Genomic DNA, 20,782 nt, shown 5'->3' with positions numbered 1-20,782 from the left:
GCGGCCGGCGAATAACCTATACCTAATGAGTGAATGGATGATCGGCGGCAAAAATTAGGTAGTTCCAGCCGACGTTCGGGTACCTGACTTTATTCTGGGCTGGTTTGGCCGCGGTTAGGATTCCTCTACGACGCTGAATGTTGCTGGGGCCTGGGGCGTCCGTGTCGGAGATCCGGTCGGTGCATTTGTGCAGCGCACCGGCCAACGGATAGGAATTCCATGGCTCACTCGGTTGCTGCTCGACGCACGCTGGCCGCTGGCGGATCCTTGCGCCACGCTCCCACGCTGCTCCGGATCCTGCTTGTCGCGGTTTTAGCTGCCGCCCTCGCAGGCCTCAACATACTCAACGCCCCGCAAGCGCAAGCGGCGGACGTCCTCGTGACTCCGTCGGCAGAGACAACACCCGTTCCAAGCTCCAGTGACGCGGCAGACGACACCGCGATCTGGATACACCCCACGGATCCGTCGCAGAGCGTGGTGATCGGTACAGACAAATTAAGTACCGGAGGAGTGGGGGTCTACGACCTGTCCGGGCGCCAGCTGCATTTCTACCTGCACGGCAGTATGAACAACGTTGATCTCCGGTACAACTTTCCGCTGGGCAGCGAGCGCATCGCCCTCGTCGGTGTGACGGAGAGGAATGTGGAGTCGACCGGCGTTCGCTTCTACAGGGTGAACGTCGCTGATCGGTCCCTGGCAGAGGTGGGGCGCATCAGCACCCCAGGCAGGCCCCGCGGCTTCGGAATGTATCACTCCCCGGTGTCGGGGAAGTATTACGCCTTTGTGCATGATTTCAATACGAATGTGATTACCCAGTTCGAGTTGGACGGTTCCAACGGCTCGGTTCGCGGGACAGCCGTGCGTTCTTTCGACAACGGCGACAGCTCCGAGGGCATTTCGGCGGATGATGAGCTGCAACGTCTATATGTGTCCGAGGAGAAAGTCGGCCTGTGGCGGTACGGAGCTGAGCCGGGAGACGGTTCAACCCGGTCACTCGTGGACCGCACCGTGGCAACCGGTGGACGAATAGTGGAGAACGTCAAGAACTCCGCCATTTACTATGGGCGCCAGGGGACCGGTTACCTGATTGTGTCGAGCCAGGGTGGATCCAACTTCGTCATCTACAACCGGGGAGACAACGCCTTCGTTGGCTCCTTCAAGATCACCGATGGCGGCGGCGTCGACGGTGTGAATGGTCAAGACGGGATTGATGTCAACAATTTCCCCCTCGGACCTTCCTATCCCGCCGGCCTTTTCACCAGCCAAGACCACAACAACACCAATGCAGGCAACGGCAACAGCGGTAACCAGAATCACAAGCTTGTTTCCTGGCAGCGCATTGCCGATGCTTTCAGCCCCCGGCTGCTAGTGGACACCACTTTTGACCCGCGTCAAATAGGAGCAGAGGGCGGAGGGGGAGACCCCGGACCCGACACCACGCCGCCAGATACCTCGATTACAGATGGTCCATCAGGGACCAGCGCCAGCACCTCGGCCGAGTTCACCTTCACTGCCACGGAGCCCGGGACTTTCGAGTGTGCCTTGGATGGGGGTGCCTTCGAAGGATGTGCCTCGCCGAAGAGGTACGCTGATCTCGCAGCTGGCTCGCACGTCTTCACGGTGCGGGCCACCGACGCGGCCGGCAACGCGGACCCGACTCCCGCGGAGCGTACTTGGCTGATCGACACCTCGGCGCCGCAAACGCAGATCTTGACCACCACAGCGGACGCTTATGTTTCCAGCGGGGGGTCGACGACGACTTACGGCACGGCGGCGAAGCTCGCGGTGGACAACAGCCCGGTGGAGAATGCCTACCTGAAGTTCGATTTGTCGGCACTCGCAGGAAAGACGATCGTGAGCGCGAAGCTCCAGCTGCGGGCGACGACCAGCGGCTCAGTGGGTACGCAGAACGTCAGGCTGGTTACGGACGACACCTGGACTGAGAGCGGCCTCACGTACAGCACACGGCCGGCCCTGGGCACCAGCGTCCTGGGCAGCCTCGGACCCGTCTCGTCGAACACCAGTTATGAAGTGCCACTGACTCCGTCAGCTCTGCAGGGCGAACTTGGCGGCATCCTCTCGCTTGGCATCAACACCACCAGCAACGACGGGGCCGACTTCGGCTCAAGGGAGACAACCACCCCGCCAAAGCTGGTCCTCCAGCTGGGATCGGGCACGGGGACGCCGCCCGAAGATACCACCGCACCCACGGTGACCTCGGTGACTCCTGCAGAAAATGCAGCAGACGCAGCGGTCACCGGAAATGTCACGGCTACGTTTTCGGAGGCCATGGACTCGACGACCGTAAACAACACGACGTTCACGCTGGCCGAGGGAACTTCAAGCACTCCCGTGGATGCGGTGGTCAACCTCAGCAACAACACCGCCACGTTGGATCCCAGCGCCAATCTCAAACCTGGTGCGCAGTACACCGCGAGGGTCACCGGAGCGAAAGATTCCGCCGGCAACAGCGTGGTGGCTAAGACGTGGACCTTCACAACGGCCGCGGCCAGTACTCCCCCGGAGACGGTCACGTTAACAGCAACAGCGGACGCTTATGTTTCCAGCGGGGCGGCGACGACGACTTACGGCACGGCCGCGAAGCTCGCGGTGGACAACAGCCCGGTGGAGAATGCGTACCTGAAGTTCGATTTGTCGGCACTCGCAGGAAAGACGATCGTGAGCGCGAAGCTCCAGCTGCGGGCGACGACCAGCGGCTCAGTGGGTACGCAGAACGTCAGGCTGGTTGCGGACGACACCTGGACTGAGAGCGGCCTCACGTACAGCACACGGCCGGCCCTGGGCACCAGCGTCCTGGGCAGCCTCGGACCCGTCTCGTCGAACACCAGTTATGAAGTGCCACTGACTGCGTCTGCTCTGCAGGGCGAGCTCGGCGGCATCCTCTCGCTTGGCATGAATGCCACCAGCAGCGACGGGGCCGATTTCGGCTCAAGGGAGACAACCACCCCGCCAAAGCTGGTGCTTCAGCTGCAATAACCATAGGAGCTCACAGCTCGCAGAAGCCATCGCGGCCGCCAGGAGCCAGGACCGTTACTGGCATGAAGCGTCGGCCAGTTGTGCCCAGCCCTCATCCGCCGGGCCCTGCTTTAGTAGGGCCCCTACAAAATACCCCCTGCCCTGCCCCGGTAACGTCGGGACTACACCAGATCCCGCTTGTACTACCCCGACAGGACCACCATGAGCAACACCGACACTGCCGTCAGCAATACCGTCAAGACCAAGCGCCACCGCTGGAACGCCACCGACCTGGGCCTGATCGCCGTCTTCGCCGCCCTCGTCGCCGTCGCGGCCCTGGTCCCCGGGCTGGCCGTGAACGGCTTCGGCGTCCCCATCACCTTCCAGACCCTTGCCGTGATGCTCACCGGCCTGATACTCGGCCCCGGCAGGGGCTTCGCCGCCGTCGGCCTGTACGCCCTGCTGGGCCTTGCCGGCCTTCCGATCTTCAGCCAGGGCCGCAGCGGACTGGGGATCCTCGCCGGTCCTTCCGCCGGCTACATCATCGCCTTCCCCATCGCAGCCCTGGTGGTGGGCTGGCTCGCCACCTTGGTGATCCGCCGTACCGCCAAGGTCCGTGCCCTCTGGCTCTTCCTGGCCGCCATGGCCACCAGCGTGGTGGTGGTGCACTCGCTCGGCGTCGCAGGCATCGCCCTCAACACCAAAGCAACCCTGGCGCAGGCATTCGTGAGCGACCTGGTCTTCTATCCCGGAGACATCATCAAGAACATCCTCGCCGCCATCATCGCCGTCGCCCTCCACCGCGCATTCCCGGACATCCTGGTCCGCCGCGTCCGCCGCGGCACCGTCCAGACCACCAAAGCCTAGGAACAACCGCCATGCCTTCCGTGACCTTTGACAAGGCAACAGTCGCCGTCGAAACGGACCACTCCCCCGAGCCCAAGGTCCTCCTTGACGACGTCACCCTCGAACTCACGGAGGGGCGCGTGGGCGTCATCGGTGCCAACGGCTCCGGGAAGTCCACGCTGCTGAGGCTGGTCAACGGCCTCATCCAGCCAACAGCGGGCAGCGTTGCGGTCGACGGCGACGACACAGTACGTGCCGTCCGGAAAGTCCGGCGGAACGTCGGCTTTGTCTTCACCGATCCCCTCTCCCAGCTGGTGATGCCCACCGGCCGGGAGGACGTGGAGCTTTCGCTGCGCCGCTCGGTGAAGAACGGCACCGAGCGGCGCAGCCAGGCCGAAGCGGCCCTCGAGCGGATGGGACTGCTGCACCTGGCGGACCAGAGCATCTATGAACTCTCCGGCGGCGAGCGGCAGCTGATGGCCCTTGCTGCCGTCCTGGCGGTGAACCCCCAAGTCCTTGTGCTCGACGAACCCTCCACCCTCCTGGACCTTCGCAACCGGGAGCTTCTCCGCAGGACCCTGGCGGGGCTGGACCAGCAGGTCATCATGTCCACCCACGACCTTGACCTTGCACTGGAGATGGACCGCGTGCTGGTCATCGAACAGGGAAAGGTTGAGTTTGACGGTGCCCCGGGGGAAGCGGTGGCAGCGTACCGCGCCCTGTGCATGGAAGGCCTCCGTGCCACGGAGCCGGGCGTCCGATGAGGGGGCACGGCTTCCTCCTGGCCAACTACGTGCCTGGAAATTCACTGCTCCACCGGTCACCGCTTGCGCTGAAGTTCCTCCTGGTGTTCGGCTGCGGCCTGGCCTCGTTCATCATCCAGGACTGGCTCATCTCGGCGGCGGTACTGGGCGGACTCTGCGGCCTCTTCCTGCTCACCGGCGCGGGCCTGAAACGGCTCTGGGGAGCCATCCGCCCGCTCGCCGCCGTCCTGCTGGTCATCGGGCTGTTCCAGTGGTGGCAGCTGGGAGCCCCGGCCGCGGCCCGGATCGTCCTGAACATCGTCATTTGCGTCGTAGCGGCCTCGCTGCTCACGGCCACCACCCCGGTGCAGCAGCTCCTGGATGGAGTAGTCAGGGCAGCCACGCCCTTCAGGAGGTTTGGTGCCGATCCGGAGCGGTTCGCCCTCACCATCGGCATCATGCTGCGCAGCATCCCCTACATCGCCGGCACCTTTGCCGACGTCCGGGATTCCGCCCGCGCCCGGGGCCTGGAACGAAATCCGAGGGCCCTGATCCTGCCCGTCTTCATCACCTCGGTGGCTTTTGCCCGCCAGACGGGCGAGGCGCTTGCCGCCCGCGGCCTGGGCGAAGCGGAAGACTGAAGCCCGGGAACTTCCTAGAGGCGCTCGTACTGCAGCAACGCTGCCGTACCCATGCCTCCGGCGCTGCTGATCATGGCCAGTGCCAGGCTTCCCGGCGCCGCGTTCCTGCGCGCCTGGGCGAGAAGCCGCGTCACCAGGACAGCCCCGGACGCGCCGTACGCGTGGCCCAAGGCCAGCGCCCCGCCGTCGAGGTTTACCCGCTCACTGTCAATCCCCAGCAGGTCCAGGCAGGCAAGCGTCTGTGAGGCGAAGGCTTCGTTGAACTCCACCAGGTCCAGCTCCCCGGCGCCCACCTGCGCGGCACCGAGCACGTTCTTCGCCGCGGCGGCAGCACCGACGCCCAGCACCTCGGGGTCCACTCCTGCCGTCCCCGCGCCCAGCACCAGCAGCGCGTCCGCCGCGCCCAGTTCCCGCGCCCGCTGAAGGGATGTCATGACGACGGCGGAGGCCGCGTCCGCATCGAAGCAGGAGTTCCCCGCAGTGACAGTTCCGCCGTCCACGAACGCAGCCGGGAACCGGGACATCACCGCGGCGTTCAGCCCCCGGCGTGGACCGTCGTCAGCAGCAACAGCCCCGGCCTCGGTGTCCAGCGGAACCAGCTCGCCGTCGAAATATCCGGCGTCAGAAGCGCCACGCGCCAGCCGGTGGCTCCGCAGGGCGAAGGCATCCTGCCGCTCCCGGCTGATGCCAAACTTCTGCGCCACGGTCTCCGCGGCTACGCCCATGTCCGGGTCCCCGAAGGCCGCCGGCACAAACTGGGCCCGCCGGTAAAACTCCGGGCCGCCGTCGTCTTTCCTATACGCGCGCAATGGCGCCGTACTGGTGCTTTCCACTCCTCCGGCAAGGAACAACGGGCCACCGCCTGCGGCCACCAGCCGTGACGCGAGGACGATCGCGTCCAGCCCCGAACCGCATTGGCGGTCCACCGTGATGCCGGGAACACTGACCGGCAGTCCGGCCTCAAGCAGGGAAAGGCGCGCCACATTTCCGCCGCCGCCCACGGCGTTGCCGATCACCACGTCGGCGACGGCACCGGGCTGAACCCCGGCGTCGGCCAGAAGACCGCGCAGGACCGGCGCCAGCAGCCCGTGCGCGCGCATTTTCCGGAGGGCACCGCTGGTGCGGCAAACCGGCGTCCGCCGTGCCGCGATGATGACGGGCTGCCGGTCCGGAGGGAGCTGGTCAGCCGCCAAGGCCGCGTACCCTCGGGTCCCGGGACTTTATCCAGTCCAGCAGCAGGCTCCTGCTGACCTTGCCGCGGTCCGTGACCGGTAATTCGGCCAGCAGGTAGTACTGGAGCGGCCGCTTGTCCCGTGCCAGCAGCTCTTCGAGTCCCGCCCGGAGCTGCGTTGCCGTGACTGCGCCATGGGAGGGGACGACGCCGGCCACCACCCTTTGGCCGCGCAGGTCGTCCGGCATCCCGGCAGCCACGGCGGCGGAGACCCCGGGCACCGCTGACAGTGCCAGTTCAACCTCGTGCGGGTAGACATTCCTGCCGGCCGTGAGGATCATGTCCGCGCGGCGGCCCAGGATGTGCAGTTCCCCGTCGGCGAGGTACCCCTGGTCCCCCACCGTGTACCAGCCGGCAATGGACTTCAGGGCCTGGCCGTCGTCGCCCCAGAGGTAGCCGTTGCTGACCATAGGGCTCCGGACACAGATGTTCCCGGCGGCACCGTCCGGGAGGGGCAGGCCTGCGTCGTCGAGGATCCGGACGTCCACTCCCGGGAAGGGCCGGCCGATGCCGGTGCCGCCGTGCACGGCAAGCTGGCGGGCGGGAAGCCCGGCCCCGGACACAAAGCTCAGCTCCGAGGCGCCGTAGTACTCGAAGATGGTGGCGTTCGGGGCCCAGCGGCGTGCGGCCTCCAGCGTCCGCGCGTCCAGCTTCGAGCCGGCACAGATGATGGTGCGGACCCCGGAAGCGTCCACGCATCCGGTCAGGCCGCGCTCGCTGAGCATCCTCAGCATGGTGGGCACCAGCACCAGCCTGGTGACGCGGTCGTGCGTGATGGCGGCATGGACGTCCCCGACGTCGAAGGATTCGAGGGTCTGGAATTCGGACCCGGCGTAAAGGCACTCTGCCAGGGCGTAGAGGTTGAGGCTTGCGGCGAGCGGCCCCGGCGCCAGCGTGACGTCGTCCTGGCGAAGCCCAAAGAACCCGATCGAGGCGTCGAAGGATGACTGCCAGGATCGCCGGGACCGCGTGAAGGCTTTGGGAACCGACGTGGTGCCGGACGTCAGCCCGATAAGGAAGGTGCCCTCCGGCACACCGTCCGCCAGCTCATCGTCCGGGGACACCGCCGCCGGCAGCGCCGACGCTTCGACGCGCCGCCTGATGTCCTCCTGCAGCTGGGCGGGCCACGCCGGGTCGAGGACGGCGCACTGGCGCCCGCCCGCCACCGCCGCGGCGAATTTGCTGGCGAAGTCAACCGAATTGGCCTCACAGAGGGCCGTGACGGATTTGGCGTGGGCTACCAGCGCGGCGGCGGAATCCCGGAACTCCAACCAGGAAAGGCGCCGTCCCGCAATCACGACTGCGGTGTCGTGCGGCCGTTCATCGGCCCAGCGCTGGATTCGGTTGAGGAAAGGCATCGCATCAACTTTACCGGCCGGCACGGATTGAGCCGCGGGCCCGCGGGTATTGTGACTTTATGAGTTTCAATGACAATGTGCAGCTGGACCCCTCGCAGGTCCAGGACCGGCGCGGCATGGGCCGCGGAGTCAAAGTGGGCGGCGGCATCGGCGGCGGGCTCATCCTGCTCATTGCCGCGCTGCTGGGCGTCAATCCCCAGCTGTTGGAGGGCCTGGCCGGTGCGGGCCAGGCGCCGCAGAGCCAGGGCACGGCTCCTGCCTGCCAGACCGGGGCGGATGCGGACGCCCGCGTGGACTGCCGCATCACCGGCACGGTCAACAGCCTGAACGCTTTCTGGCCTGCCTACCTGCGGCAGTACAACGTGCAGTACCCGCAGCCGGAGACCGTGATCTTCGACCAGGCGGTCAGCACCGGCTGCGGCACGGCCTCCAGCGCGGTGGGACCGTTCTATTGCCCCACCGATACCACCGCCTACTTTGATCCCGGCTTCTTCCAGGAACTCGTGGACCGCTTCGGTTCTTCCGGCGGCCCGCTGGCGCAGGAGTATGTGGTGGCCCATGAGTTCGGGCACCACATCCAGAACGTCCTGGGCAACCTCGACCAGGCCCAGCAGGATCCGCAGGGGCCGGAGTCCGGTGCGGTCCGGGTTGAACTGCAGGCTGACTGCTACGCAGGCCTCTGGGCCAAACACGCATCCACCCAGCCGGGCCCGGACGGCCAGCCCTTCCTGGAGGCACTCACCCAGCAGGACCTGAATGACGCACTGTCCGCCGCATCTGCGGTTGGCGACGACCGGATCCAGGAGGCGGCCACCGGCCGCGTCACTCCCGAGGCCTGGACCCACGGATCCAGCGAGCAGCGCCAGCGCTGGTTCTACCGCGGCTACGAGACCGGGGACATCAACCAGTGCGACACCTTCAGCGCCGCCACCCTATAACCCCATCGATTGCTCCGCACCTGTCGTTTTGAGGTCTGAAAACGACAAGTATGGAGCAATGGATGTGGGAGGTGGAGGAACGACGGCGGGTCACCTTTCCCGGGAAAGATGACCCGCCGTCGTCGTACTTGTGAGGCGCTCAGATGTTGAAGCCGAGGGCCCGCATCTGGTCCTTGCCGTCGTCAGTGATCCGCTCGGGACCCCATGGCGGCATCCAAACCCAGTTCAAGCGCCACTCATCGACAACGCCGTCCAGGGCCTTGCCCACCTGCTCCTCCAGAACATCGGTGAGCGGGCAGGCCGCCGTGGTCAGGGTCATGTCGATCAGCAGTGCGCCGTCGTCATCGGAGTACTTCAAGCCGTACAGCAGGCCCAGGTCAACGATGTTGACGCCGAGTTCGGGGTCGATGACGTCCTTGAGGGCCTCCTCGACGTCCTCAAGGCTCGTGCGTGCCGTGTTGATTTCGGTCATGGCAGGTGTCCTTTACTAGGCCTGTGCTGCGGCGGAGGCCGCGATGGTGGCTGCGCCGGCGCCCTTGGCGTAGCGGTCGTAGCCTTCTTCTTCCAGGCGGTCGGCCAGCTCCGGGCCGCCTTCCTCGACAACCTGGCCGTCCACGAACACGTGCACGAAGTCAGGCTTGATGTAGCGCAGGATGCGCGTGTAGTGCGTGATGAGCAGCGTGCCCATCTTGCCCTCGGCGTGGGCGCGGTTGACGCCCTCGGAAACGACCTTCAGCGCGTCGACGTCCAGGCCGGAGTCGGTCTCGTCCAGGACGGCGAACTTCGGCTTGAAGAGTTCCAGCTGCAGGATTTCCACGCGCTTCTTCTCACCGCCGGAGAAGCCCTCGTTCACGTTGCGCTGGGCGAAGTCGGCGTCGATCCGCAGCTTCTCCATGGCAGCCTTGACGTCCTTGGTCCAGGTGCGGAGCTTGGGCGCTTCGCCGTCGATGGCGGTCTTTGCGGTGCGCAGGAAGTTGGTCATGCTGACACCGGGGACCTCCACCGGGTACTGCATGGCAAGGAAGACGCCTGCACGGGCGCGCTCGTCGACACTCATCGCCAGGACGTCTTCGCCGTCAAGGGTGATGGAGCCGCTGGTGACGTTGTAGCGCGGGTGGCCCGCGATGGTGGACGCCAGCGTGGACTTGCCGGAGCCGTTGGGGCCCATGATGGCGTGGGTCTCGCCGGTCCGGATGGTCAGGCTGACGCCCTTCAGGATTTCCTTGGTTCCCTGCTCCGTCTCAATGCTGACGTGCAGGTCCTTGATCTCAAGAGTAGACATGTGTCTTGTTCTCCTCTGCACCGTGCCTGCCGGCCGCGGTGCGTTCTCTGTCTGGAAGTTGGTTCGTAATTCTGTGGTGCTAGCTGAAGTTCGGAGCTTCGGCGCCGTTGAGGACATTGCTGACGTCCACGTAGACCTCGTCCCCGTGGATGTCGACGGCGAACACCGGGACGGGATCGTAGGCCGGCAGCTGCAGCGGCTGGCCGCTGCGCAGATCGAACTGGGACCCGTGGCCCCAGCACTCGATGGCGCAGCCCTCCACCTCGCCCTCGGACAGCGAAATGTCCGCGTGCGAGCAGGTGTCGCCGATGGCGTGGATCTCCCCCATGGAGTCCTTGACGATGGCCACAGGGTAGTCGTCGATCAGGATCCGCAGCGCCTGCTTCAGCTGGATTTCATCCACCTTGCAGACAAGCTCGCCCTTTGGCTGGTCAGTCATCTGTAAACCGTGCTCCGTGCTTCCTAGTTGTCCGTGAGGGCGAGCTCGTGCTCAACAGCCTCGGTCAGCCGCTCCTCGATGGAGGGGACCTTGATCTGCTGGATGATCTCGTTCAGGAAGCCGCGGACCACCAGTCGGCGGGCAACGTCCTCGGGGATGCCGCGTGCCATCAGGTAGAACAGGTGCTCGTCATCCATGCGGCCGGTGGCGCTGGCGTGGCCGGCACCCTCGATCAGGCCGGTCTCGATTTCGAGGTTGGGCACGGAGTCGGCGCGGGCACCGTCCGTCAGCAGCAGGTTGCGGTTGGCCTCGTAGGTATCGGTGCCTTCTGCTTCCTTGCGGATCAGGACGTCGCCAACCCAGACTGCGTGGGCGTTCCGGCCCTGCAGCGCGCCCTTGTACAGCACGTTGGACTTGCAGTTGGCCACGGCGTGGTCAACGAAGAGGCGTTGCTCCAGGTGCTGGCCGGCGTCGGCGAAGTACAGGCCGAACATCTCGGCTTCGCCGCCGGGGGCGGTGAAGCGGGCCGACGGCGTAACACGCACGAGGTCGCCGCCGAGGCTCACCATGACGTGCTTGAGCTTGGCGTCGCGGCCGATCTTCGCCTGCTGGGAGGAGGCGTGGACGGCGTCGTCGTTCCATTCCTGAAGCGTGATAACGGTCAGGTCGGCGCCGTCTTCAACGATGATCTCGACGTTTTCCGAAACAACGGCGGAGCCCCTGTGGTTCAGGACCACCACTGCCTTGGAGAACTTCTCCGCAACGATCACGAGGTGCTGGGCGGCGGCTTCGAGGGACGTGCCCTCGATGTCTACGTTGATCTCCGACGTGGCTTCGAACTCGGACGGGATGGTTACCACGGTGGCGCCGGCGAAGTTCTCCCAGGCGTTGGCGGACACGCGGTCCTCGGGGATGCCGGCCGTACCGATGCGCTGGTCGTCGCGGCCGACGCTCTCAACGGTGACCTGCTCAGGACCGTTGACAACCACGGCGGGCGCCGCGCCGGAAAGGACCTCGGAGTGGAGCCCGCGGAGGCGCTTGAGCGGGGTGAAGCGCCAGTCTTCCTCCATGCCGGTCAGCGGCTTGAAGTCGGCAAGCCTGTAGGACGTCAGGCGGCCGGCGCGTGAGCTGTCCGGGACACCGACGCCGCCGCCGTGGGAGTGGCGCTTGGCCGGAGCACCGGCAAGCGGCGCCTTGTTGCCCGCATTGATGGGAGAAAGGCTCTCGCCTTCCTCCGTGAAGCCGTCAATGAACGGCTGGGCTGAGGGCGCGCCGATGCGCGCCTTTTCAGTAGTGATTTCAGTCATCGTTATCCGACGGACCCTTCCATCTGCAGTTCAATCAGGCGGTTCAGCTCAAGTGCGTACTCCATGGGGAGCTCGCGGGCAATCGGCTCGATGAAGCCGCGGACGATCATCGCCATGGCTTCGTCCTCGCGCATGCCGCGGGACATGAGGTAGAAGAGCTGCTCTTCGCTGACCCGGGAAACAGTTGCCTCGTGGCCCATCACAACATCGTCTTCGCGGATGTCGATGTAGGGGTAGGTGTCCGAACGGCTGATGGTGTCCACCAGCAGCGCATCGCAGCGGACGGTATTGGCTGAGTGCTTGGCGCCTTCGCGGACCTGGACCAGGCCGCGGTAGGCTGCACGTCCGCCGCCGCGGGCCACGGACTTGGAGATGATGGAGCTCTTGGTGTTCGGCGCGATGTGGACCATCTTGGAGCCGGTGTCCTGGTGCTGGCCTTCGCCGGCGAACGCGATGGACAGGGTCTCGCCCTTGGCATGCTCGCCCACGAGGTAAACGGCCGGGTACTTCATGGTGACCTTGGAGCCGATGTTGCCGTCGACCCATTCCATGGTGGCGCCCTCTTCGCAGATGGCACGCTTGGTCACCAGGTTGTACACGTTGTTGGACCAGTTCTGGATGGTGGTGTACCGGACGCGGGCGCCCTTCTTCACGATGATCTCCACGACGGCCGAGTGTAGCGAGTCCGAGGTGTAGATGGGCGCTGTGCAGCCTTCGATGTAGTGGACGTAGGAGTCCTCGTCGGCAATGATCAGGGTGCGCTCGAACTGGCCCATGTTTTCCGTGTTGATGCGGAAGTATGCCTGCAGCGGGATGTCCACGTGGACGCCCTTGGGCACATAGACGAAGGAACCGCCTGACCACACTGAGGTGTTCAGCGACGCGAACTTGTTGTCGCCCACGGGGATGACCGTGCCGAAGTACTCCTGGAAGATCTCCGGGTGTTCCTTGAGGGCGGTGTCGGTGTCCAGGAAGATGACGCCCTGGGCTTCGAGGTCCTCCCGGATCTGGTGGTAGACAACCTCCGACTCGTACTGTGCGGCCACGCCGGAGACGAGGCGGCTGCGCTCGGCTTCCGGGATGCCCAGCTTCTCGTAGGTGTTGCGGATGTCCTCGGGCAGGTCTTCCCAGGTGGCAGCCTGCTTCTCCGTGGAGCGGACGAAGTACTTGATGTTGTCAAAGTCGATGCCGGAGAGGTCCGCACCCCACGTGGGCATGGGCTTCCGGTCGAAGTACTTCAGGCCCTTGAGGCGAAGGTCGAGCATCCATTCCGGCTCGCTCTTCTTGGCCGAAATGTCCCGGACTACCTCTTCATCCAGCCCACGGCGGGCGTTGGCGCCGACGTCGTTCTTGTCAGCCCAGCCGTACTCGTAGTTGCCGATGCCGTGAAGCTCGGGATTCTTCTCAAGAATCTCCGAGATCACAGTGTTTTCGGCGACTGCTTTCTCTGATAGTTGGTCCGTCATCACGGCCTTTCTTGCTGATGGTTGGTTACTTCATTCAGGCGGGCGGGGGCTGCCGGGAGCGGTTTAGGGCCTCCGGCAGACAGCCTTCCTGTGGGAATGTGGGTGGTGCAGACGTGGCCGCCGCGGGCAAGTGTGGAGAGCCGGCGCACGTCTACGCCCACCAGCCTTGCGAACACTTCGGTCTCCACATCGCAAAACACGGGGAAGCGGGCGGCGAGCTGCTGGATGGGGCAATGCCCCTGGCACAGCTGGACACTGGAAAGGGCGGCCGGCAACGGAGCCTTGGCCTCGATGGAGGCTGCCGAGGCCACGAAGTTGTCCCGGCTCAGGGCGTCCGCAAGCGCTTTGGCGCGGTCGGTGATGTCCGGGCCGGCCTTCTCGATCTCGGGCGCGTACCGGCGCTCCATGTCGGCAAAACGCTCGACGGCGAAGGCGCGCACCGCGTCCGGCCCTGCCATTTCCTGGAGCTGCTGGAGGGCGAGGGCGGCAATATCAAGGTAGTCGTTGCCAAGGCTCGATTGACCCTGGGAGCTAAGGACATAACGCCGGGCGGGGCGGCCTGCCCCCGCACCCGACTTAGCCACCCGCTTGACTTCGATGACGCCTGCACGGGACAAATGGTCCAGGTGCCGGCGGACTGCCGCAGGTGTGAATCCCAGCAGGTCGCCCAGCTCGGCGGCACTGACTGGTCCGTGTTCCAGGACGGCAGCAAGGACGCGGTCGCGGGTACGCTCATCGGCGTCAGCCACCGGTCCTGCAGGCATGACGCCGCCTTCCGCGGAAACAGCGGAAGCTCCGTGCCGGACAACAGGCACAGCAGTAGCGTTGGTCATGGAATACACAACACAATAGTGTCGTAATTTAGTCCCGGGTTCCAGTAAGGCGAGGCTGACCTCACCCGCTGAAGCGGACTGCCGGCAATACTACTTCCCGTAGAATACTGTGGTGCGATCGCCCCAATCCCCTGTCCTGTCCATTAATGGGCTCATTAAGGATGTAGGTCCGCTTTCCAGCCTGGACGGGAAAATGCTCCGGGTGGTGGGCGGCATCTCACTCGTCGCCGAGCGCGGGCAGGTCACGGCACTGCTGGGCGCCAACGGTGCAGGCAAAACCACCACCCTCGAATGCGCCCAGGGCCTGCAGAAGCGCAGCGGCGGCAGCATCACCCTGCTGGGCCAGGACCCGGCGTCGGCAGGGGCTGACCTGCGTTCCCGCGTAGGTGTCATGCTCCAGGACGGCGGCCTCCCGCCGTCGGCCAGGCCCCTGCCGCTGCTGCGGCACATTGCCGGACTTTACGCGCACCCCTGGCCCGTGGAGGACCTGGTTGAGCGGCTGGGGATCGACGCGTTCGGCCGGACCACTGTCCGGCGGCTCTCAGGCGGCCAGAAACAGCGCCTTGCCCTTGCGGCAGCATTGATCGGCCGGCCGGAAGTCCTGTTCCTCGACGAGCCGAGCGCCGGGCTGGATCCCCAGTCCCGCCAGCTGGTGTTCGAGCTGATCGGCGAACTGCGGGATTCAGGCATGGGGATCATCCTCACGACGCACCTGATGGACGACGCCCAGCGGCTGGCCGACTATGTCTACATCATCGACGGCGGCCGGAACGTCGCCGAAGGGACAGTCCAGGAACTCCTCCAGCGCGGACCCGCCGTGGAGGCGGGCGGGGACCACGTGCGGACCCTCACCTTCGAGGCAAGGCCGGGACTGGACCTGTCCGGGGTGCTGCCCGCCGACGTCGTCATCTCCGAGGAACGGGCCGGCAGCTACACCGCCACCGGCACGCTGACGCCCCGCCACCTTGCGGCCCTGGCGGAGTGGTGGGCCGTCCACGACATCATGCCCGCTTTCATGACCCTGCAGGCGCGTAGCCTTGAAGACGTCTTTCTGGACATTTCGGGAAAGGACCTCCGATGAACGGGACTCCCGCGGGCGCCGCAGGCACCGCTCCCGGCACCGGCGCCGGAGCCCCCGCACGCCAGTCGCCCGCACCCCTGCTGCGCCGCATACTGCTGCAGGGCAGGTACGAAGCGCTGGCAATGCTGCGCAATGGCGAGCAGCTGATCCTTGCCGTGGTGCTGCCGCTGCTGGCGCTGGTTGGCCTGACGGTGACACCCTTCCTGGACGGGCTCGGATCCACCCGCATCGATGCGGCGGTTCCCGGCATCCTTGCCCTCTGTGCCATGTCCACGGCCTTTACCGGGCAGGGCATCGCCACCGGATTCGACCGGCGTTACGGCGTGCTCCGCTTCCTCTCCACCACCCCGCTGGGCCGGGGCGGGCTCATCGCGGGCAAGGTTCTTTCGGTCCTGGTGGTGCTGTGCCTGCAGGTTGCCGTGGTGGCGGGTGCCGGGCTGTCGCTGGGATGGCAGCCGACGGCGGCCGGCTGGATCCCCGGGCTCCTGCTCCTTGCGCTGGGGGCGGCGGCTTTTACTGCCCTGGGCCTCCTGGTGGCCGGAACCGTCCGTCCGGAAGCCACCCTGGCCATCACCAACCTGCTGTGGATCCTCCTGGGGGCCCTCGGCGGAATCGTGATTCCGGCGGAAAGGCTCCCCGCCGGGGCCCAGCAGATCGTTGGGTACCTGCCCTCGGGCGCACTCGGCGAGGCCTTGCGGGACGCCTTCCTGCACGGTGCGGTGAATGGCGCTGCCGCCCTCATACTGGTGCTCTGGACAGTCATTGCCGGCGCAGCAGCAATCCGTTGGTTCAAGTGGAATTGAGATATTCGTGAGTACCGCCTTCCGCCTCCCCGAGTTTGCCGGCCGCCTGGCGTCACGGCTGCCCCGCACGGTGGACACCAGCGTCCGCCGCCTGGCTGTAGCTTCCCTGATCGGGCAGACCCTGCTGGTGGTCACCGGTGGCGCCGTACGGCTGACTTCGTCCGGCCTGGGCTGTCCCACCTGGCCCCGCTGCACGGACAACTCCCTGGTGAACACCCCCGAGATGGGCATCCACGGCTTCATCGAATTCGGCAACCGCCTCCTCACTTTCGCCCTGGCCGCCGTCGCCGCTTTGATGCTGGTGTATCTGTGGAACCTCCGCAAGGAGCGGCGCGACCTCTTCCTGCTTGCACTGGGCCTCCTGGCCAGCATCCCCGCCCAGGCCGTAATCGGCGGCATCACCGTCCTCACCAACCTAAACCCCTGGGTAGTCGGACTTCACTTCCTGGTATCCATGGCACTGGTGGTGTTCGCCACGCTGCTCGTGAACCGCGCCTACGGGCGCACCGGGCGGTTCCTGGCCGTACGCCACCCCGCCCTGCCGGGAGCCCTGCGCCCCGTGACGGCCGCCGTCGCGCTTTTTTCTGCCCTCGCCGTCATGCTGGGCGTCGTGGTAACCGGAGCCGGTCCGCACGCAGGTGATGCCGACGCTCCCCGCAACGGCCTCGACTGGGATCTGTTCTCCCACATCCATGCCATCCCTGCGTACATGATCACCGCCGGGACCCTAGTGGCCCTCGCCGTGGTGCTGATGCGCCGGATCCGGGGACCGTTCCGGACTGCCGTGCTGGCGCTCCTGGGCGTCACGGTGCTGCAGGCGGTCATCGGTTTCACCCAGTACTACAACGGCATCCCGGTACTGCTGGTGGCCGCCCACATGCTGGGGGCCGCGCTGCTCATGGGGGCTGCCACCAATGCCTGGGACGTGGCCAGGTCGAGCCCGGTGGAGTAGGTCCACACTGCCAGACGCGGAGCGCCCCGGTTCGTTACGATCCGGGGCGCTCGTGCGTTCACGACGCTCTCTCACTTCCCGCAGGAAAGTGGCACATGCTCTCTCACATGCGGCAGTCTTTTTGCCCAAGCCCTCCTGCAGTCGATGGGGAGGAAAAACAAGCCCTTTCTCACCTCACGAGCTGGTCATGAGGTCAGGAAGGGCTTGGCAGGTGAGAGATGGTGATCCGGAATACCCGGGAACTGATAGGGCGTGGGAGCAGAACCAGCAGTAAGTGATAGAGCGTCGTGGGTCAGCCGGCCACGATGGCGGGCCCGATGAACGGGTCGACTGCCAGGGCGATGAAGAGCAGGGTGAGGTAGCTGATGGAGCCGTGGAAGACCTTCATGGCCCGCTTGTCGGAGATGTCCTCACGCTGTGCCCTGCTGTACAGGGCGTGTGACTCGTAAAGGAACCAGGCGCCGGCCAGGACGGCGGTGACGGTGTAGACCCAGCCGGCACCGCCGGCGGGAACCATCAGGAGCGAGCACGCCACCATGGCCCAGGCGTAGAGGACCACCTGCACGGAGACCACTTTGGCGCCGGCGATGGCGCCCAGCATGGGGACTTTGGCGTTGCGGTAGTCCTCGCCGTAGCGCATGGACAGCGGCCAGTAGTGCGGCGGCGTCCAGAGGAAGATCACCATGAAGAGGATGACGGCGGGCCAGTCCACCGAGTTGGTGACCGCGGCCCAGGCAATCAGCACCGGGAAGCAGCCCGCCGCTCCGCCCCACACGATGTTCTGCGCGGTGCGGCGCTTGAGGATCATCGTGTAGACCACCACGTAGAAGAAGATCGCCCCAAGGCCAAGCCACGCGGACAGCGGGTTGGCGCCGAACCAGAGGATGGCGATGGCCGCGGCGCCGAGGAGCCAGGAGAAGACCAGTGCCTCGCGCGGCGTGACCTCGCCGGTGACCAGCGGCCGGTTCTCTGTCCGGTGCATGAGCTTGTCGATGTCGCGGTCGATGTAGCAGTTGAAGGCTCCGGCGCTGCCGGCAGCAAAGGCCCCGCCGACCAGCGTGGCAAGGATGAGCCCGATGGCCGGAAAGCCGCGTTCCGCATAAATCATGGTGGGCAACGTGCTGACCAGGAGCAGTTCAATGACGCGGGGCTTGGTGAGGGCGAGATACGCCTTTGCCTTACGGGCGATCCCGGCCCGTGAGGCCCGGGATGCGTTCAGCGGCGTATCTGTTGTGCTCACGGTGGCGGTCACCCGTTCTGTTGGCAGTTCTGTCTGGCTGTCCAGCTAGTCATGCGGCCCGGTCCAACCGGGCGCCCGCGGAACAGTGATCCACGCAACAGCCGGGAGTGCGGGCGGCTGGAATTATTCCCCGACCCGGCGCTGGCCTCCGAATATCATACCGCGCCGGCCCGCTCCCAACGGCCCTCCATTTGGTGCTGGTGATTGCTCGCGCACCGATTCGAGCAGATTAACTCAACCTCACTTCAGACGCATTCATATAAGCGGAAATTGCGTCCACAACGTGAGATTTACGCCGCCCAAAGGGTGGAATAGAGCTAAGCTGTCACAAGATCAGCACGCAGCGAGGAAGCAGTGGAAAACGCATTCCCCGACTGGCCAGTGGCTGAGTGAAAAGATCAACGTTTCGATGGTGAACGGCTGGTACACACCGAGCGGGCGCCACACAGCGTGCCTTTGTACGGATCCCGTGTGCCGCCTGCCATCAGCACAGAGAGGGGCCCGGTTTTCGTGCCACATTTGGAAGAGCAAGAACTGTCTTGGACCAGCCTGGACCAGCGCGCGGTGGACACCATCCGCGTGCTGGCCGCCGACGCGGTGGAGAAGGTGGGCAACGGCCACCCCGGAACGGCCATGAGCCTCGCGCCGGCCGCATACCTTCTTTTCCAGAAGCTGATGCGCCATGATCCCCGCAACCCTGACTGGCTGGGCCGTGACCGCTTCATCCTCTCCCCCGGCCACACCTCGCTCACCCTCTACATCCAGTTGTTCCTTTCCGGCTACGGCCTGGAACTGAAGGACCTGCAGGCACTGCGCACCTGGGGCTCACTGACCCCCGGCCACCCTGAGTACAAGCACACCGCAGGCGTCGAGATCACCACCGGCCCGCTGGGCCAGGGCCTGGCGTCCTCCGTCGGGTTCGCCTACTCCCAGCGCCGCCAGCGCGGACTGTTCGACGCCGACGCTCCCGCCGGCGAGAGCCCGTTCGACCACACCATCTGGGTCATCGCCTCCGACGGCGACCTGCAGGAAGGCGTCACGGCCGAGGCTTCCTCGCTGGCCGGCCACCAGGAGCTCGGCAACCTCGTTGTTGTCTACGATGAGAACCACATCTCCATCGAGGACGATACCGACATCGCCTTCACCGAGGATGTCCTGAAGCGCTACGAGGCCTACGGCTGGCATGTCCAGCGCGTGGACTGGACCAAGACCGGCGAATACAAGGAGGACGTGCAGGAGCTGTACTCCGCACTCCTCGCTGCCAAGGCCGAGACGTCCAAGCCCTCGATCGTCTCCCTGCGCACCATCATCGGCTACCCCGCACCCAAGAAGCAGAACACCGGAAAGATCCACGGTTCCGCCCTGGGGTCCGAAGAAGTCGCGGCCCTGAAGGAAGTCCTGGGCTTTGACCCGGCCAAGTCCTTCGACGTCGACCAGGACGTCCTTGCCCACGCCCGCGCCGTCGTCGACCGCGGCGCCGCTGCCCGCAAGGAGTGGGAGGAGTCCTTCAACGCCTGGCAGGCCGCCAACCCCGAAGGCGCCGCCCTGCTGCAGCGCATCGAAGCCAAGGAACTTCCCGAAGGCCTTGACTCAGCGCTTCCGGTGTTCCCTGCCGGCAAGGACGTCTCCACCCGCGCCGCCTCGGGCAAGGTCCTGAATGCCCTGGGCCCGGTCCTGCCGGAACTGTGGGGCGGCTCGGCCGACCTCGCGGAGTCGAACAACACCACCATTGAGGGCTCGCCGTCGTTCGTTCCCGCCTCCAAGCAGACTGACGCGTGGTCCGGCAACCCGTACGGCCGGGTCCTGCACTTCGGCATCCGCGAGCACGCCGCCGCATCGATCGTGAACGGCATCAGCCTGCACGGCCGCACGCGTGCGTTCTCCGGAACGTTCCTGATCTTCAGCGACTACCAGCGTCCGGCCATCCGCCTCGGCGCACTGATGGGTGTCCCGTCCCTGTACGTCTGGACGCACGACTCCATCGGACTGGGCGAAGACGGACCCACGCACCAGCCGGTGGAGCAGCTGGCCTCGCTGCGCGCCATCGTTGGGCTGGATGTTGTCCGTCCCGGTGACGCCAATGAAGTCGCGGTTGCGTGGAAGACCATGCTGGAGAACCACAGCAACCCTGCCGGCATCGTGTTGACCCGCCAGAACATCCCCACCTGGGAGCGCGGCGAGGCCGAGGCCGACGGCGACACGTTCGGTTCCGTTGCGGGGGTCGCGAAGGGCGGTTACGTCCTGGCCGAGGCTGCCAAGGACGGCGTAACCGTTCCGGCCGACGTCATCCTCATCGCCACCGGCTCCGAGGTCCAGCTGGCCGTACAGGCCCGCGAAGCCCTGCAGGCCGAGGGCATCGCCGCGCGCGTCGTCTCCATGCCCTGCGTTGAATGGTTCAACAAACAGGACGCCGCCTACCGCGAATCCGTCCTGCCCGCCGCCGTGAAGGCACGCGTGTCCGTTGAAGCAGGACTGGCCCTGGGCTGGAAAGAATTCGTCGGCGACGCCGGCCGTTCCATCAGCCTCGAGCACTACGGCGCTTCCGCAGACTACAAGCGCCTCTTCCAGGAGTTCGGCATCACCGCGGCAGCAGTTGCCGCGGCCGCCAAGGACTCCCTCGCCAGCCTCCAGGCATAACCCCAATTT

General features: G+C 65.8%; 18 protein-coding genes. 9 read left to right on the top strand and 9 right to left on the bottom strand.

Going from position 1 to position 20,782, the window contains the following annotated elements:
- Positions 1 to 219: 219 nt before the first annotated feature.
- From C3B78_RS09960 to C3B78_RS09945, 4 genes are all read left to right on the top strand, one after another.
- The gene (locus C3B78_RS09960; RefSeq protein ID WP_104997927.1) at positions 220 to 2,997 is read left to right on the top strand and encodes a phytase; all 2,778 of its coding nucleotides are present in this window, start codon (positions 220 to 222) and stop codon (positions 2,995 to 2,997) included.
- A 201-nt stretch (positions 2,998 to 3,198) separates the two neighbouring features.
- Positions 3,199 to 3,843 (top strand): biotin transporter BioY, encoded by a 645-nt coding sequence (locus C3B78_RS09955; RefSeq protein ID WP_104997926.1) that lies wholly within the window; start codon positions 3,199 to 3,201, stop codon positions 3,841 to 3,843.
- An 11-nt stretch (positions 3,844 to 3,854) separates the two neighbouring features.
- The gene (locus C3B78_RS09950) at positions 3,855 to 4,586 is read left to right on the top strand and encodes an energy-coupling factor ABC transporter ATP-binding protein (RefSeq protein WP_104997925.1); all 732 of its coding nucleotides are present in this window, start codon (positions 3,855 to 3,857) and stop codon (positions 4,584 to 4,586) included.
- Positions 4,583 to 5,206, top strand: a complete 624-nt coding sequence (locus tag C3B78_RS09945) for an energy-coupling factor transporter transmembrane component T family protein (protein ID WP_104997924.1) — start codon at positions 4,583 to 4,585, stop codon at positions 5,204 to 5,206. The genes C3B78_RS09950 and C3B78_RS09945 overlap by 4 nt, the downstream gene beginning before the upstream one ends.
- A gap of 14 nt (positions 5,207 to 5,220) precedes the next feature.
- Here C3B78_RS09945 and C3B78_RS09940 read toward each other — a convergent pair whose 3' ends face one another.
- Both C3B78_RS09940 and C3B78_RS09935 read right to left on the bottom strand, forming a co-directional pair.
- Positions 5,221 to 6,399, bottom strand: coding sequence for a thiolase family protein (locus C3B78_RS09940; protein ID WP_104997923.1), 1,179 nt, complete (start codon positions 6,397 to 6,399; stop codon positions 5,221 to 5,223).
- Positions 6,389 to 7,795 (bottom strand): class I adenylate-forming enzyme family protein, encoded by a 1,407-nt coding sequence (locus C3B78_RS09935; protein ID WP_104997922.1) that lies wholly within the window; start codon positions 7,793 to 7,795, stop codon positions 6,389 to 6,391. Before C3B78_RS09935 ends, C3B78_RS09940 begins: the two co-directional genes overlap by 11 nt.
- A 59-nt stretch (positions 7,796 to 7,854) precedes the next feature.
- On the opposite strand from C3B78_RS09935, the gene ypfJ reads away from it, so the two are divergent.
- A complete protein-coding gene (ypfJ, locus tag C3B78_RS09930; RefSeq protein WP_104997921.1) occupies positions 7,855 to 8,733 on the top strand; it encodes a KPN_02809 family neutral zinc metallopeptidase in 879 nt (292 codons plus the stop codon).
- 139 nt (positions 8,734 to 8,872) lie between these two features.
- Here the strand turns inward: ypfJ and C3B78_RS09925 are convergent, their stop codons facing one another.
- The 6 genes from C3B78_RS09925 to C3B78_RS09900 all read right to left on the bottom strand — a co-directional run bounded on the left by C3B78_RS09925 (position 8,873) and on the right by C3B78_RS09900 (position 14,069).
- On the bottom strand, positions 8,873 to 9,205 hold the full coding sequence (locus C3B78_RS09925; RefSeq protein WP_104997920.1) for a metal-sulfur cluster assembly factor: 333 nt from the start codon (positions 9,203 to 9,205) through the stop codon (positions 8,873 to 8,875).
- Positions 9,206 to 9,220: 15 nt separating this feature from the next.
- A complete protein-coding gene (sufC, locus tag C3B78_RS09920; protein ID WP_104997919.1) occupies positions 9,221 to 10,015 on the bottom strand; it encodes a Fe-S cluster assembly ATPase SufC in 795 nt (264 codons plus the stop codon).
- Positions 10,016 to 10,094: 79 nt separating this feature from the next.
- A complete protein-coding gene (locus C3B78_RS09915) occupies positions 10,095 to 10,454 on the bottom strand; it encodes a non-heme iron oxygenase ferredoxin subunit (protein WP_104997918.1) in 360 nt (119 codons plus the stop codon).
- Between the two features lie 23 nt (positions 10,455 to 10,477).
- Positions 10,478 to 11,761, bottom strand: a complete 1,284-nt coding sequence (gene sufD, locus C3B78_RS09910) for a Fe-S cluster assembly protein SufD (protein WP_104997917.1) — start codon at positions 11,759 to 11,761, stop codon at positions 10,478 to 10,480.
- A gap of 2 nt (positions 11,762 to 11,763) precedes the next feature.
- On the bottom strand, positions 11,764 to 13,227 hold the full coding sequence (gene sufB, locus C3B78_RS09905) for a Fe-S cluster assembly protein SufB (RefSeq protein WP_104997916.1): 1,464 nt from the start codon (positions 13,225 to 13,227) through the stop codon (positions 11,764 to 11,766).
- A complete protein-coding gene (locus C3B78_RS09900; RefSeq protein WP_396136717.1) occupies positions 13,227 to 14,069 on the bottom strand; it encodes a helix-turn-helix transcriptional regulator in 843 nt (280 codons plus the stop codon). The genes sufB and C3B78_RS09900 overlap by 1 nt, the downstream gene beginning before the upstream one ends.
- A gap of 103 nt (positions 14,070 to 14,172) precedes the next feature.
- Here C3B78_RS09900 and C3B78_RS09895 point away from each other — a divergent pair, with 103 nt between their 5' ends.
- The 3 genes from C3B78_RS09895 to C3B78_RS09885 are packed head-to-tail and all read left to right on the top strand — an operon-like array spanning position 14,173 to position 16,896.
- Positions 14,173 to 15,141, top strand: a complete 969-nt coding sequence (locus C3B78_RS09895; protein WP_104997915.1) for an ABC transporter ATP-binding protein — start codon at positions 14,173 to 14,175, stop codon at positions 15,139 to 15,141.
- Positions 15,138 to 15,944 carry an ABC transporter permease gene (locus C3B78_RS09890; protein ID WP_234005369.1) on the top strand — a complete coding sequence of 269 codons (807 nt, stop codon included), beginning with the start codon at positions 15,138 to 15,140 and terminating at the stop codon, positions 15,942 to 15,944. The genes C3B78_RS09895 and C3B78_RS09890 overlap by 4 nt, the downstream gene beginning before the upstream one ends.
- A gap of 7 nt (positions 15,945 to 15,951) precedes the next feature.
- The gene (locus C3B78_RS09885; RefSeq protein WP_104997914.1) at positions 15,952 to 16,896 is read left to right on the top strand and encodes a COX15/CtaA family protein; all 945 of its coding nucleotides are present in this window, start codon (positions 15,952 to 15,954) and stop codon (positions 16,894 to 16,896) included.
- A gap of 292 nt (positions 16,897 to 17,188) precedes the next feature.
- Here the strand turns inward: C3B78_RS09885 and C3B78_RS09880 are convergent, their stop codons facing one another.
- A complete protein-coding gene (locus C3B78_RS09880) occupies positions 17,189 to 18,148 on the bottom strand; it encodes a heme o synthase (RefSeq protein WP_104997913.1) in 960 nt (319 codons plus the stop codon).
- A 507-nt stretch (positions 18,149 to 18,655) separates the two neighbouring features.
- On the opposite strand from C3B78_RS09880, the gene tkt reads away from it, so the two are divergent.
- The gene (gene tkt, locus C3B78_RS09875; protein WP_104999732.1) at positions 18,656 to 20,773 is read left to right on the top strand and encodes a transketolase; all 2,118 of its coding nucleotides are present in this window, start codon (positions 18,656 to 18,658) and stop codon (positions 20,771 to 20,773) included.
- The last annotated feature ends 9 nt before the right edge of the window (positions 20,774 to 20,782 follow it).

The organism is Arthrobacter sp. PGP41, from assembly GCF_002953935.1.
Classification (GTDB): domain Bacteria; phylum Actinomycetota; class Actinomycetes; order Actinomycetales; family Micrococcaceae; genus Arthrobacter.
Note: the sequence above shows the minus strand (reverse complement) of the source record. Positions and strands in the feature narration are given on the sequence as shown.

What these genes read in the sequence shown, in the direction of transcription:
- ypfJ (WP_104997921.1), top strand. Translation starts at nt 7,855, where the DNA reads ATGAGTTTCAATGACAATGTGCAGCTGGACCCCTCGCAGGTCCAGGAC.
- C3B78_RS09945 (WP_104997924.1), top strand. Translation starts at nt 4,583, where the DNA reads ATGAGGGGGCACGGCTTCCTCCTGGCCAACTACGTGCCTGGAAATTCA.
- C3B78_RS09915 (WP_104997918.1), bottom strand. Translation starts at nt 10,454, where the DNA reads ATGACTGACCAGCCAAAGGGCGAGCTTGTCTGCAAGGTGGATGAAATC.
- sufC (WP_104997919.1), bottom strand. Translation starts at nt 10,015, where the DNA reads ATGTCTACTCTTGAGATCAAGGACCTGCACGTCAGCATTGAGACGGAG.
- C3B78_RS09925 (WP_104997920.1), bottom strand. Translation starts at nt 9,205, where the DNA reads ATGACCGAAATCAACACGGCACGCACGAGCCTTGAGGACGTCGAGGAG.
- sufB (WP_104997916.1), bottom strand. Translation starts at nt 13,227, where the DNA reads ATGACGGACCAACTATCAGAGAAAGCAGTCGCCGAAAACACTGTGATC.
- C3B78_RS09950 (WP_104997925.1), top strand. Translation starts at nt 3,855, where the DNA reads ATGCCTTCCGTGACCTTTGACAAGGCAACAGTCGCCGTCGAAACGGAC.
- C3B78_RS09955 (WP_104997926.1), top strand. Translation starts at nt 3,199, where the DNA reads ATGAGCAACACCGACACTGCCGTCAGCAATACCGTCAAGACCAAGCGC.
- C3B78_RS09935 (WP_104997922.1), bottom strand. Translation starts at nt 7,795, where the DNA reads ATGCCTTTCCTCAACCGAATCCAGCGCTGGGCCGATGAACGGCCGCAC.
- C3B78_RS09960 (WP_104997927.1), top strand. Translation starts at nt 220, where the DNA reads ATGGCTCACTCGGTTGCTGCTCGACGCACGCTGGCCGCTGGCGGATCC.
- sufD (WP_104997917.1), bottom strand. Translation starts at nt 11,761, where the DNA reads ATGACTGAAATCACTACTGAAAAGGCGCGCATCGGCGCGCCCTCAGCC.
- C3B78_RS09890 (WP_234005369.1), top strand. Translation starts at nt 15,138, where the DNA reads ATGAACGGGACTCCCGCGGGCGCCGCAGGCACCGCTCCCGGCACCGGC.